12 protein-coding genes are annotated in these 12,945 nt (G+C 71.7%); 10 read left to right on the top strand and 2 right to left on the bottom strand.

What is annotated here, in order from left to right; all coding sequences use genetic code 11:
* The first annotated feature begins 9 nt into the window (after positions 1-9).
* Genes BLT44_RS06160 through BLT44_RS06125 form a run of 8 tightly spaced genes read left to right on the top strand, consistent with a single transcriptional unit; the run spans position 10 to position 9,041 of the window.
* Positions 10-705 carry a glycosyltransferase family 2 protein gene (locus BLT44_RS06160; RefSeq protein WP_010154924.1) on the top strand — a complete coding sequence of 232 codons (696 nt, stop codon included), beginning with the start codon at positions 10-12 and terminating at the stop codon, positions 703-705.
* Between the two features lie 6 nt (positions 706-711).
* Positions 712-1,086 carry a DUF2304 domain-containing protein gene (locus BLT44_RS06155; protein WP_010154925.1) on the top strand — a complete coding sequence of 125 codons (375 nt, stop codon included), beginning with the start codon at positions 712-714 and terminating at the stop codon, positions 1,084-1,086.
* Positions 1,083-3,089 carry a DUF6541 family protein gene (locus tag BLT44_RS06150; RefSeq protein WP_010154926.1) on the top strand — a complete coding sequence of 669 codons (2,007 nt, stop codon included), beginning with the start codon at positions 1,083-1,085 and terminating at the stop codon, positions 3,087-3,089. The genes BLT44_RS06155 and BLT44_RS06150 overlap by 4 nt, the downstream gene beginning before the upstream one ends.
* A 2-nt stretch (positions 3,090-3,091) precedes the next feature.
* Positions 3,092-4,129, top strand: coding sequence for a Gfo/Idh/MocA family protein (locus BLT44_RS06145; RefSeq protein WP_050803078.1), 1,038 nt, complete (start codon positions 3,092-3,094; stop codon positions 4,127-4,129).
* On the top strand, positions 4,126-4,872 hold the full coding sequence (locus BLT44_RS06140) for an acyl-ACP--UDP-N-acetylglucosamine O-acyltransferase family protein (protein ID WP_010154928.1): 747 nt from the start codon (positions 4,126-4,128) through the stop codon (positions 4,870-4,872). Before BLT44_RS06145 ends, BLT44_RS06140 begins: the two co-directional genes overlap by 4 nt.
* Positions 4,869-5,735 carry an ABC transporter permease gene (locus tag BLT44_RS06135; RefSeq protein WP_010154929.1) on the top strand — a complete coding sequence of 289 codons (867 nt, stop codon included), beginning with the start codon at positions 4,869-4,871 and terminating at the stop codon, positions 5,733-5,735. Before BLT44_RS06140 ends, BLT44_RS06135 begins: the two co-directional genes overlap by 4 nt.
* On the top strand, positions 5,719-6,849 hold the full coding sequence (locus tag BLT44_RS06130) for an ABC transporter ATP-binding protein (RefSeq protein ID WP_010154930.1): 1,131 nt from the start codon (positions 5,719-5,721) through the stop codon (positions 6,847-6,849). Before BLT44_RS06135 ends, BLT44_RS06130 begins: the two co-directional genes overlap by 17 nt.
* Positions 6,846-9,041 (top strand): acyltransferase family protein, encoded by a 2,196-nt coding sequence (locus tag BLT44_RS06125; protein ID WP_074690324.1) that lies wholly within the window; start codon positions 6,846-6,848, stop codon positions 9,039-9,041. The genes BLT44_RS06130 and BLT44_RS06125 overlap by 4 nt, the downstream gene beginning before the upstream one ends.
* On the opposite strand, the gene map is transcribed toward BLT44_RS06125, so the two are convergent.
* Positions 9,022-9,795, bottom strand: coding sequence for a type I methionyl aminopeptidase (gene map / locus BLT44_RS06120; RefSeq protein ID WP_010154933.1), 774 nt, complete (start codon positions 9,793-9,795; stop codon positions 9,022-9,024). The genes BLT44_RS06125 and map overlap by 20 nt on opposite strands.
* A 98-nt stretch (positions 9,796-9,893) precedes the next feature.
* Here map and BLT44_RS06115 point away from each other — a divergent pair, with 98 nt between their 5' ends.
* Entirely contained in the window at positions 9,894-10,763 is an 870-nt protein-coding gene (locus BLT44_RS06115; RefSeq protein WP_010154934.1) for a siderophore-interacting protein, read from the top strand.
* Positions 10,764-10,772: 9 nt separating this feature from the next.
* Here BLT44_RS06115 and BLT44_RS06110 read toward each other — a convergent pair whose 3' ends face one another.
* Positions 10,773-11,615, bottom strand: a complete 843-nt coding sequence (locus tag BLT44_RS06110) for a glycosyltransferase (RefSeq protein ID WP_010154935.1) — start codon at positions 11,613-11,615, stop codon at positions 10,773-10,775.
* Between the two features lie 294 nt (positions 11,616-11,909).
* Here BLT44_RS06110 and BLT44_RS06105 point away from each other — a divergent pair, with 294 nt between their 5' ends.
* Positions 11,910-12,896 (top strand): hypothetical protein, encoded by a 987-nt coding sequence (locus BLT44_RS06105; protein WP_010154936.1) that lies wholly within the window; start codon positions 11,910-11,912, stop codon positions 12,894-12,896.
* The last annotated feature ends 49 nt before the right edge of the window (positions 12,897-12,945 follow it).

Here is a 12,945-nt window from a genome sequence, read left to right as displayed (position 1 = left end):
ATAGAGGTCATGGACTCTGCCCCCGTCGCCTCGAAGCGTCACGATCTCGACGTATGGGTGGTGATCCCCCTCTACAACGAGGCATCGGTGATCGGCGGCGTACTCGCGGACCTGCTGCGCGTGTTCCCCCAGGTCGTGTGCATCGACGACGGATCGCGAGACGGCTCGGGGGCGATCGCCCGCGCCGCGGGCGCGCGCGTGGTCAACCACCCCATCAACCTCGGGCAGGGCGCCGCGCTGCAGACCGGCTTCGCGTACGCGCTCGAGCGGGGGGCGAAGTACGTCGTCACGTTCGACGCCGACGGCCAGCACCGCGTCGTCGATGCGCAGGCGATGCTGCAGCGCGCACGCGACGAGAACCTCGCGATCGTGTTCGGATCCCGCTTCCTCGACGACCGCACGCAGGCCGGCTTCATGAAGAAGGTCGTGCTGAAGACCGCCGTCCTCGTGACGAACTGGACGACGCGCACGCGACTCACCGACGCCCACAACGGCCTCCGGGTCATTCGCGCAGACGCGGTGCGGGGCATCCACCTGCGGCAGGATCGCATGGCGCACGGCACCGAGATCGTCGTGCAGCTCGGCCGCACGGGCCTCCCGTACGCCGAAGAGCCCGTCGAGGTGATCTACAGCGAGTACTCGAAGGCGAAGGGCCAGTCGCTGCTCAACTCGGTCAACATCCTCATCGACCTCATCATCAGGTAGGCCACCATGTCGATCTTCCAGCTCCTGCTCATCCTCGGGATGGTCGCGCTCGCCGCGCTCGCCGTGCGCTTCCTGCCCGGCGAGCGCTCGCTGGCGCTGAAGCGCATCTTCGCCATCCTCTTCGTCATCGCCGCCGCGCTCGCGATCCTGTTCCCGAACGCCCTCACCGCCGTCGCGAACCTGCTCGGCATCGGGCGCGGCACCGACCTGCTGCTCTACGTCTTCATCGTCGCCGTGCTCGCGTTCGCCGTGGCCGTAATCCGCGCCAAGGCCCGCAGCGATGCGCGGGTGACGCAGCTCGCGCGGGCCGTCGCGCTGATGGAGGCGCGCATCTCCGAGCGGCTGGACGACTCGGGCCCGGGCGAAGGCACCGCCTCATGACGGCCTGGCTGCCGCTCGCCCTCCCGGCGCTGATCGCCCTCGGGGTCGTCGCCCTCCTCGGGCTGCCGAGCGCCTACGCGCTGCGCCTGCGCGGCGCGGCGGCGGCCGTCGTCGCCGTGCCCGCCGCCTTCGCCGTGCTGGCGCTCGCGCCGATCTTCTCGGGCGCGCTCGGCATCCGCTGGACGCTCCTCTCGCCGTTCGTCGTCGCGATCCTGCTCGCCCTCGTGCTGCTCGTGCTCCGCAGGTGGCTCGGCGCCCCCCGCGAGGCCGCCGCCCGCCGGATCGCACCGTCGCAGCGGTTCTGGGTGCTCGTCGGCGCGGCCGCGATCGGCGGGGTCGCGACCGCGACGATCCTCATGCTCAGCATGAAGTCGGCCGATGCGATCTCGCAGACCTACGACGCGATCTTCCACCTCAACGCCACCCGCCTGATCCTCGACAGCGGCAACGCCTCGCCGTTCGCGATGGATCTCGCCTCCCCCGGCGACCCGGCGTTCTACCCGACCCTGTGGCACGGGTTCGTCGCGCTCGTCGCCCAGCTGAGCGGCGCCTCGATCCCGCTCGCCACCAACGCCGTGCTCTTCGTCGTCTGCTGCGTGGTCTGGCCGATCGGCGCCGTCGCGCTGGGGCGCGCCCTCGCCGGCCCGTCGACGCGCGTCACGGTCGTCTCGGGCGTCGTCGCCGCCGCGTTCCCCAACTTCCCGCTGTCGCTCGCCGGGTTCGGCGTACTGTACCCGAACCTCCTCTCCCTGGCGCTGCTGCCCTACGTGCTCGTGGCCGCCCTCCAGCTGCTCGGCCTCGGCTGGGCGCGCCGATCGCTGCCGCTGCCGATCGGCACGAGCTGGACCCTGTTCATCGGCTCGCTCGGCGCGGCGGTGCTCGCGCACCCCAACGCCGTCCACGTGCTCATCCTGTGGCTCGCCGTGCCCATCATCGCCGCGGCCGTGCGGGCGTTCCGGGGCGGCCGGATCGCCGCCGCCGACGGCTCGCTGGTGCAGCCCTCGCGGAGCCGGGCGCTGCGCGCCTCGCTCGCCGCGGTCGGGCTGGCCGCCTTCGCCGCCCTCACCGTGCTGGCCTGGTACTTCGGCCGCACCACCACCAACCCGTGGGAGGGCGGCCACCCCTCGCCGTTCGGCGCGATCCTCGACGCCGTCGGCGCGACGCCGAAGATGGAGGGCCACAACTGGCCGGTCACGCTGCTGGTGCTGCTCGGCGCCGCACTGCTCCTCCGGCGCCGCCGCCTGCGGTGGGTGCTCGGCCTCTCGCTCGTGCTGATCGCGTTCTACGTGATCGCCGACGGCTTCCCCACCTCCGACTGGCGCACGTTCTTCCTCTCCCCCTGGTACAACGACCCGTGGCGGCTCGCCGCGCTGGTGCCGCTGGGCGCACTGCCGCTCGCCGTGCACGGCGCCTCCGCCGCCGCGGCGGTGGCCAGCACGGCGATGCGGCGCACGGCCCGCATGTTCCCCGCGGGCGGCGAGCGGTCGCGCCACGCGTTCTGGGTGGCGTTCGCCACGCTCTTCCTGCTCGCCGCGACGCAGGGTGCGGGCGCCTTCGCCGCCGTCAACTACGTCAGCTCGAAGTACGAGTTCGACCGGTGGTCGCCGCTGCTGAGCCCCGACGAGCGCGCCATCATCGAGCGCCTCCCCCAGCACGTGCCCGACGACGCGGTCATCATCGACAACCCCTGGAACGGCGGCGCGCTCGCCTACGCCCTGACCGGGCTCGAAGTGCTCGTGCCGCACACGAGCGGCACGTACGACCCCGACGTCGCCGACCTCACCTCCGGCATCGACCGCGGCACACCGGAGGCCTGCGCCGCCGCAGCCGACCTGGGCGCCGAGTTCGTGCTCGACTTCGGGCGCGAGTACGTGTTCCCCGGCACCCCGCGCGCGATCCCGTACCTCGGCATCTCCGGCGTCGAGGAATCCGCTACGCTCACCGAGGTGGATCGCGAGGGCGGAGCGGTGCTCTACCGCATCACCGGGTGCGACCTGAACTAGATATGCTCGCCGCCGACACGGCATGCGAACCGATAGGAGAGAACGTGACGATCAAGTACGGCCTGATCGGCCTCGGAATGATGGGCCGACACCACGCGCGCGTGATCCGCGAAGTCGACGGCATCGATCTCATCGCCGTCGCGGACGCGATGGGCGACCCCCACGGCGTCGCCGGCAAGACCCCCATGCACGACTCCGTGCAGGGGCTCATCGACGCCGGTGTCGAGGCGGCCGTCGTCGCCGTGCCGACGAAGTTCCACGAGGAGGTCGGGCTCGCCCTCGCCGAGGCCGGCATCCACGCGCTCATCGAGAAGCCCGTCGCGCACGCCCTCCCCGCCGCCGAGCGCCTCGTCGAGGCGTTCGAGGCCGCCGGCAGGATCGCGGCCGTCGGGCACGTCGAGCGCTTCAACCCGGCGCTCATCAGCCTGCGCGAGCGCATCGCGAACGGCGACCTCGGCGACGTCTACCAGATCCAGACGCGCCGCCAGGGGCCGTTCCCCGCGCGCATCGCCGACGTGGGGGTCGTGAAGGATCTCGGCAGCCACGACATCGACCTCACCTCCTGGCTCGCGCAGTCGCCCTACGCGACGCTGGCCGCGCAGACCACGCACCGCTCGGGCCGCGCGCACGAGGACATGGTCTCGATCACGGGCAAGCTCGAGAACGGCATCATGATCAATCACCTCGTGAACTGGCTCACGCCGTTCAAGGAGCGGCTCACCGTCGTCACCGGCGAGCACGGGGCGTTCGTCGCCGACACCATCACGGCCGATCTGACGTTCTTCGAGAACGGCACGCACGCGGGGTCGTGGGACACCGTGGCGGCGTTCCGGGGGGTGAGCGAGGGGACCGTCACCCGGTTCTCCCTCGAGAAGCGCGAACCCCTGCGCAGCGAGCACGAGGCCTTCCGCGACGCCATTCTCGGCACCCGCGCCGACGCCGTCACCCTGCGCGAGGGCACGGAGACGCTGCGCGTGGCCGAGGCGGCCATCGAGTCGGCGCGCACCGGCGCCGTCGTGAGCCTGAGGGCGGGCGCGTGAGCCGTACCGATTCGCCGGTCAGCGCCACCGCGTTCATCGGCGACGGCGTCGAGATCGGCGAGGGCGTCGCGATCGGCCCGGGCGCCGTGATCCTCGGCCCCGCGGTGATCGAGGACGGGGTCTGGATCGGGGCCGGGGCGCTCATCGGCGCTCCCCCCGAGATGAGCAACCTGCCGCAGAACACGGCGTGGACGGGCGAGCTGCTGCATGCCGGCGTGCGCATCTGCGCGGGCGCCGTGATCCGCGAGGGCGCCGTCATCCATCAGGGCAGCTACCGCGAGACGACCGTCGGCCCCCGCAGCTGGGTGCTGAACCGCGCCTACCTCGCGCACGACGTGCTGCTCGGCGCCGACTCGACCGTCTCGGCCGGCGTGAGCGTCGGCGGGCACTGCGTCATCGGCGACCGCGTCAACATCGGCATGAACGCGGTCGTGCACCAGCGCCGCGTCATCGCGCACGGCGCGATGGTCGGCATGGGCACGCCGGTGGCGCGCGACGTGCCGCCGTTCGCCAAGGTGTACGGCACACCCCCGCGCATCGCCGGGGTCAACGCCGTCGGCCTGCAGCGCGCGGGCTTCTCGGCGGAGCTCGCCGAGGCCCTCCTGCACTCCTACCGCACGGGCGACCTCCTCACCGAGGGAGCCCCGGCGCCCGAGCTCGAGCCGCTCGCCGACGCGGTCGCCTGGTGGCGGTCGCACGGCGCGCTCGAACCCTCAGGCGTCGCCGATAGGATCGCGTTGTGAGCGATGCTTCCCTGCTGAACGACCCCGACTTCCGCGTGCCCGGCGCGAGTCGCGGGCTGTTCGACGTATTCCGGCACCGGTACCTGCTCACGCTGCTGCTGAAGAAGGGCGTCGCCACCCGGTACCACGGCTCCGTGCTCGGCTGGGTGTGGTCGTACGTGCGCCCCGGCGCGCAGTTCCTGATGTACTACCTGGTCATCGGCGTCATCCTGCAGGCCGACCACGGCATGCAGTTCTTCCCGGTGTACCTCTTCGCCGGCATCGTCGCGGTCAACCTCTTCAGCGAGACGCTCCGCAACACCACGAACGCCGTCGTCGACAACGCGTCGCTCATCAAGAAGATCTATCTGCCCCGCGAGCTCTTCCCGGTCGCCGCGACCGGCGTCGCCCTCGTCCACTTCCTGCCCCAGGCGGCCCTGCTGCTCATCGTCGCGCTGCTCTGCGGCTGGACGATCGGGTGGCTGCAGATCGTCGCCTTCGTCGCGGGCACCATCATCATCGTGCTCTTCGCCCTCGGGCTCGGGCTCTTCTTCGGAGCCATCAACGTCGCCTACCGCGACGCCCGCAACTTCGTCGACCTGATCCTCATGTTCTCGACCTGGGCGTCGCCCGTGCTCTACGTGTGGAACCTGGTCTACGATCGCGCGCCGCTGTGGCTCTACCACGTCTACATGTCGAACCCGATCACCGGGGCCGTCGAACTGTTCCACGACGCGTTCTGGCTGCCGCTCGAACCGTCGATGCCCCGCCCCGACAACTTCCTCACGTACGTACTGATCGGGCTCGCGGTCTCGCTCGTCACCCTCGTGATCGGTCAGCTCGTCTTCCGCAAGATGGAGGGGTCCTTTGCCCAGAGCCTCTGAGCCCGAAACCAAGCCGGCGATCGTGCTCGACGAGGTGCGCAAGACGTTCCAGATCAAGCACACGCACTCGTTCAAGGAGACCTTCATCGCGGCGATGCGCCGCAAGCCGCTCTCCAGCTCGTTCAACGCGCTCGACGGCATCTCCTTCACCGTCGCCGAGGGCGAGTCGGTCGCACTGCTCGGCCGCAACGGCTCGGGCAAGTCGACGACCCTGAAGCTGCTCTCGGGCGTCATGGCCCCCGACCAGGGCTGGGTGCGCACCCGCGGCCGCGTCGCCGGCCTGCTCGAGGTGGGCGCCGGGTTCCACCCCGACCTCACGGGGCGCGAGAACGTGTACCTGAACGCCGCGATCCTCGGCATGGACAAGCAGGAGACCGATGCGCGCTTCGAGTCGATCCTGGAGTTCTCCGAGATCGGCGACTTCATCGACACCGAGGTCAAGCACTACTCGTCGGGCATGTACTCGAGACTCGGCTTCTCCGTCGCCATCCACACCGAGCTCGACGTGCTGCTCGTCGACGAGATCCTCTCCGTCGGCGACGCGCAGTTCCGGCAGAAGTGCACGGCGCGCATGCTCGAACTGCAGCACGCCGGGAAGACGATGTTCGTCGTGAGCCACAACGCCAGCCAGGTGCAGGAGCTCTGCGAGCGCGGCATCGTGCTCGAGCACGGGCGCATGATCTTCGACGGCCCGATCGACGAGGCCGTCGAGTTCGTCAAGCCTCGCGACGACAACGAGCGCAACGCCCACCCCGTCGTCGGCGAGATCTACGACCTGTACCAGCGCGATCCGCGCCGGTGGGGGCGCCCGAAGGGGCCGCAGATCGAGGTCGCGGAGAACGGCGGCGGCGCGTACCAGGAGTTCGACCACGGCATGATCACGCACTCGAACGCCCTGGCCTCCCGGCTCGGCGACGAGCACGCGACGGTGGGTCTGGGCAACGGCGTCTTCCTCGCCGCCTACCGCAAGGCCGGTGGGCCGGCGGGGCCGTGGGGCTTCATGGCCGGTGCGCCGAAGGGCATCATCGAGAACTTCGAGACCCGCACCATGCAGTTCCAGAACGGTACGGCGGGCTTCGCCATCGAGGGAGGGCTGCGGTTCACCCGCGACTGACCGGCTCGCGCCCGGCGGCGCCGACACCGACCGTCGCCCGCTCGCCGGGCTATCGCCACGACATCGACGGCCTCCGCGCCGTCGCGGTGCTGCTCGTCGTCGTCTACCACGTGTGGCTCGGCCGCGTCTCGGGCGGCGTCGACGCCTTCCTCATGATCTCGGCGTTCCTGCTGACCGGCGCGCTCATGCGGCGCTGGGAGGCGACCGGGCGCGTGGGCGTCGCCGGGCAGTGGATCCGCAACTTCAAGCGGATGCTGCCCGCCGCCGCCATCGTCATCGCCGCGACCGTGGTCATCGGCATGCGGGTGCTGCCCGCCTCCACGCACGACGAGCTGTGGCGGCACGCGTGGGCGTCGCTCACGTACACGGAGAACTGGCTGCTCGCCGCCGAGGCAGCCGACTACTACGCCGACCAGTCGCAGGCGAGCCCGCTGCAGCACTTCTGGTCGCTGTCGGTGCAGGGGCAGGTCTTCATCCTCTGGCCCCTGCTGTTCCTGCTGATCGGGCTGATCGCGCGCTGCAGCCGCGGCCGCATCCCCGCGCGCCGCATCGCGATCGCCGTGTTCGGCGCGGTGCTCGCCGTGTCGCTCGCCTACTCGATCGTCGCGACCCGCGCCGACCAGACCCTGGCGTACTTCGACACGAGGGCTCGGCTGTGGGAGTTCGCGGCCGGATCGATCCTCGCCCTCGTCGTGCACCGCCTGCGCCTGCCCGTGATCCCGCGCGCCGTCATCGGGTGGACGGGGCTCGGCGCCCTCGTCGCGTGCGGGCTCGTACTCGACGTGCAGGGCGGCTTTCCGGGCTACCTCGCGTTGTGGCCCGTGCTGAGCGTCGCCGCCGTCATCGTCTCGGGCAACGACGCGGATCGCCGCTACGGCCCCGCGATGCTCCTCGAGCAGCCGCGCGTGCTCGCCCTCGGCCGAAGCTCCTATGCGCTGTACCTTGTGCACTGGCCGGCGCTCGTCTGCATTCTGGTCGCGCGCGACGGGCAGCCGCTGAACCTCGTCGAGGGTCTCATCGTGATCCTCGGATCCATCGTCGTCGCACGCCTGCTCACGGGCGCCGTCGACGCCCCGCTGCGCCGCCTCGACTGGATCGAGCGCTCCCGGTGGCGCGGCCTCGGCGTCATCGCGCTCTCCGCAGCACTCGTCGCGGGCGTCGTGGTGCCGGCCCAGGTCACGGCGCAGCGGCAGCTCGAAGCCGAGCAGCGCGCCATCGCGGAGGCCGAGGCGCAGCGCGTGTACCGCAACCCCGGCGCCCGCGTGCTGTTCGACGACTGGACCGGCCGCGACGTGCCCGGAGCGCCCCTGCGCCCCCTGCCCGCCGAACTCGACGACCAATGGGGCACACTGTCGCGCAACTGCGGCGACGGGAGCGTCGTCGATATCCCGGCGACCGTGCCCGCGTGCCTCGACAACGAGGTCGGCGCCGATGAGGCCGAGCGCACCGTCGTCGTCGTCGGCGACTCCCACGCCCAGCAGATGCTCGCCCCGATCGGCGCCGTCGCCGAGCGGGAGAACTGGCGGGTGGTGTCGTTCCTCCTCGGCGCGTGCGCGTTCGGGCTCCGCGACATCGACGAGGATCGGGGCGGGTACTACCGTCAGGAGTGCCGGGACTGGAACGTCGACGTGATCCGCCTCATCGAGGAGATCGAGCCCGACGCCGTGGTGACGATCGGCACGCGCACCGAGGCGGCCGACGCCGAGAGCCCGCGCGATGCGGGCGAGCGCGAGACCGTGCCCGAGGGGCTCGAGCGCACCGTCGATCGGCTCGCGCGGGCCGGGATACCGACCGTGCTGATCCGCGACAACCCGCGGTTCACGTACGACGCGTACCGGTGCGTCGAGGAGTCGCCTCCGGGAGACGGCGTCGACGCCGCGAACGCCCGAGGCGCCGGAGAGGCCGGAGAGGCCGGCGACGCCGGCTCGGCGTGCGGCGTCGACGCGCACCAGGCGCTCGCGGCCTCCAGCCCGCTCGACGCCCTCGCATCGCCGCACGTCGCAGCGCTCGACTTCAGCGACTACTACTGCCCGAAGCGGTGCCCTGCGGTGATCGGCAACGTCGCCGTGTACATCGACAAGAACCATCTGAGCACGTTCTACCTCGGCACCCTCGAACCCGTGATCGGCCGCGAGCTCGACGGGGCGCTCGCCCGGCTCGACGAGTTCTCGGCTACCGCGGCGGCAGGGTGAGGATCTCGGCGCCCGTCTCAGTGATCGCGACCGTGTGCTCGGTGTGCGCCGTGCGGCTGCCCGTGGCGCTTCGCAGCGTCCACCCGTCGGCGTCGAACACGAGCTTGTCGGTATCGGCCATGACCCACGGCTCGATCGCGAGGAGCAGCCCCGGCCGCAGCCGGTAGCCGCGGCCGGCACGGCCGTTGTTCGCCACGTGGGGCTCCTGGTGCATCGTCGTTCCGATGCCGTGACCGCCGAACTCCATGTTGATCGAGTAGCCGGCCGCCTTCAGCACCCCGCCGATCGCGTGCGAGATGTCGCCCAGGCGCCCGTCGGGCCGGGCCGCGGCGATGCCCGCGCGCAGCGCCTCCTCCGTCGCCTCGATGAGCGCGACATCGGCCGGATCGCGCCGCTCGCCGACGATGAAACTGATCGCCGCGTCGGCCGCGATCCCGTCGACCGTGAGGGCGAGATCGAGCGTCAGCAGGTCTCCGTCGGCCAGCGCGTAGTCGTGCGGCATGCCGTGCAGCACCGCATCGTTCACGGCGGTGCACACGTAGTGCCCGAACGGGCCGTTGCCGAACGAGGGCGCGTAGTCGATGTAGCACGACACTCCCCCGCCCTCGCGGATCATCTCGCCCGTCCAGCGGTCGAGCTCGAGCAGGTTCGTGCCGACGCGCGCACGCTCCCTCAAGGTCTGCAGAATGGTGCCGACGAGCGCCCCGGCCCGTCGTGCGCGGCTCAGCTGGTCGTCGTTCAGAATCTCGATCATCGGTATTCATGTTAGTCGCGCCGCGCCGTCGCCGCCCCGATCCGCCATTCATCCGATGAAGCTGGAGAACGTGCCCGCCACGGGGGTACGGTAAGGGGGTGAACGAAACCTCTCGCCCCCGCCGGGGCGGCCCCGCGCGAGTCCTGACCGTCGAACGCACCGAGCGCATCAGCCCGCACCTCGTGCGCGTGCACCTCGGCGGCGAGGACTTCGCCGCGTTCATGGGCGAGGCCGATCCCGCACGGCTCGCCAAGACCGACAAGTACGTGAAGCTGCTCTTCGCCAAACCCGAACTCGGCCTCGAACCGCCGTACGACCTCGAGCAGCTGCGCGAGCGCCTGCCGCTCGAAGACCTTCCGGTGCGCCGCACCTACACGATCCGCTCGATCGACACCGCGACCGATACGCTCGCCATCGACTTCGTCGTGCACGGCGACGAGGGCGTCGCGGGCCCGTGGGCGGCCGCGGCGACCCCGGGTGAGCGCCTCTGCTTCTCGGGCCCCGGCGGCATGTTCGAGCCGTCCATCGACGCGCAGGTGCCACGCCTCTACCTCGGCGACGAGTCGGCGCTCCCCGCCATCGCGGCCGCCCTCGAAGCCACCCCGGCGAGCGCCACCGGGCTCGTGCTCGTCGAGGTCGGCGACGCGGCCGACGAGATCGAGCTCGCGCACCCCGCCGGCATCGAGGTGCGGTGGCTGCACCGCACCCGTGCCGACGGCAGCGCGGCCGAGCACGGCACGGTGCTCGTCGAGGCCGTGCGCGCCCTGCCGCAGCCCGACCGCCACCCCGAGGTATTCGCGCACGGAGAGCGCGGCGCGATGCAGCAGCTCCGCGTGCTGCTGCACGACACCTGGGGCATCGAGCGGCGGGCGCTCTCGCTCTCCGCGTACTGGGCGCTCGGCCGCGCCGAAGACGGCTTCCAGGCCGAGAAGCGGAGCGCCGCGGGTCAGATCTTCGCGGGCGAGTGAACTCCCGGGCTACGCCCGGTCGCCGGGCAGCCCACGGCTGATCAGCCCCCTGAAGAGCCGCCGCTTCACCCCCGCGGGCAGCAGGCGGTACGCGCCCTTCATCACCACATTACGCGCGTACTGCGGGGCCGACACGAACCCCATGCGCAGCAGTTCGCGCTGCAACCGCCACTCGGTGCGCGCCTCGGCCCAACCGCCGCGCCGGGCGAACGCTCCCGCGCCCACCCGGTACCGCAGCAGCGGCTCGGCGATGTTCTCCACCCGGGCTCCGGCGTCGATGAGGCGCACGCCGAGCCAGTAGTCCTCCATCCTGCCGAACGGCTCGTAGCGGCCGACGCGGTCGAGCGCGGCGACGCGGTACATCATCGTCGGATGGTTGAACGGGTTGTGCGTGCGGGCATGCGCGCGAATGCGCTCCGCCCCGACCGGCGGGGTGCGCACCGAGACCGGGCGATCCGGATCCGACTCGAACTCCGCCATTCCCGTGCCCACGAGGTCGAAGCCCGCGTCGATCAGCTCCCACTGGCGGGCGAAGCGCTCGGGCACTGAGACGTCGTCGGCGTCCATGCGGGCGACCACCGGATGCCGCGCGGCATCGAGACCCCGGTTGAGGGCCTCCGCCAGCCCGAGATTCTCGGGGAGTCGCACGAGCCGCACCGGAACGGGACTCTCGGCGACGAGGCGGTCGAGCTCGGCGGCGAGCGCGGCGGGCACCGGCCCGTCCTGCACGATCACCGCCTCGGCCGGGCGCAGCGTCTGGGCGTCGACCGAGCTCTCGAACGCGGCCCGCACGAATGCGGCGTCGTCGCCGGCGTACACCGGCAGGAGCAGGGAGAAGTCGGCGGTCGGCACGCCCTCCAGCCTAGCGGCCGCGCTCCGCGCCCCACGCTCTGCGCCCCCGCGCTCCGCCCGCCCGCCCGGCCCCGCCCGCCCCGCCCGGCCCCGCCCGCCCCGCCACCGGTGAGCGGTCAGTATCATGCGCTTCGGGCCGGAATAGCGCACCGAACTGACCGGTCACGCCGGAGAACCAGACGCGGCCCGGCAGAAGCACCGCTCACAGAGCTGGCGCGGCGCTCGGCGCGCACACTTATCCACGAACCGCGACTCCGCACGCACCGCGTGCGCGAGAGGTGTCAGGCTCGGCGTATGCCCCGAGCACGCGTGCCCCTTCCCGACGCCCTGAGCGCTGCGTTCACCGCGGCCGAAGCGCGAGCCGCGGGCCTCTCCTCACGCCGCCTGGCCGCCCCTGATGTCGCGCGGGTGACGCGCGGCGTGTACCGCCGCGTCGGCGTCGCGAGCCCCGACGAGGCGGGCGAGCACCGTGCAGTGCGCTGGCGCCGGCAGCAGATCGCGAACGCCCGCGCGATATCAAGAACGCTCTCCCGCGGCCAGTTCTTCAGCCACGCCACCGCGGCCGTGATCCTCGGTCTCCCCGTGCCTCCCCGATCCGACGACGACGTCGACATCTCGTGCTGCTCGGACCGGTGGGTGTCGCGCGCACCCGGGGTGCGCAGCCACCGTCTCGCGCCCGCATCGGTGCGCGTGGGCACCTCGCGCGGCCTGCCGACCGCGGCACCCGCGAGCATGTGGGCGATGCTCGGCGGCGTCCTGTCGTTACCCGACCTCGTAGCGCTCGGCGACGCGGTGATCCGCCGTCCGCGCATCCCGGGAACGCAGCGGCTCGAACGCGCACCGCACGCGACGTGCGATGAGCTCGCGGCGATCATCTGCGCGACGCGTCGGCGCGGCAACACGGCGCTGCGTGCCGCGCTTCCCCTCCTGGCTACCGGGAGCGCATCGGCGCCCGAGAGTCACCTGCGCGTCAGGCTGCACACCTGGGGGCTTCCGCCCCCTCAGCTCGATGTCGACGTGTACGACGCGAACGGCCGGCTGCTCGGGGCGAGCGAGCTCGCGTATCCCGAGTACCGGGTCGCGCTCGAGTACGAGGGATCGCATCACCGGCTGCTCGCGGCCCAGTGGAACCGCGACATCGACAAGTACCACGCCTACGCGAGCGCGGGCTGGTGGCCGATTCGCGTCACAGCGGACCTGCAGTACGTGCGCACCCACGAACTGCGCGCGCGGATCGAAAGCGCACTGCGCGATCGGGGGTGGCACCCTTCGGCGGCGTGAGCGTGGGTGGGCGCCTTCGGCGGCGTGAGCGGTCAGAAATGTGCGCCAC

This window comes from Leucobacter chromiiresistens, assembly GCF_900102345.1.
GTDB lineage: Bacteria > Actinomycetota > Actinomycetes > Actinomycetales > Microbacteriaceae > Leucobacter > Leucobacter chromiiresistens.
The sequence above is the reverse complement of the archived record's forward strand: the minus strand, read 5'-3'. Positions and strand labels throughout refer to the sequence as shown.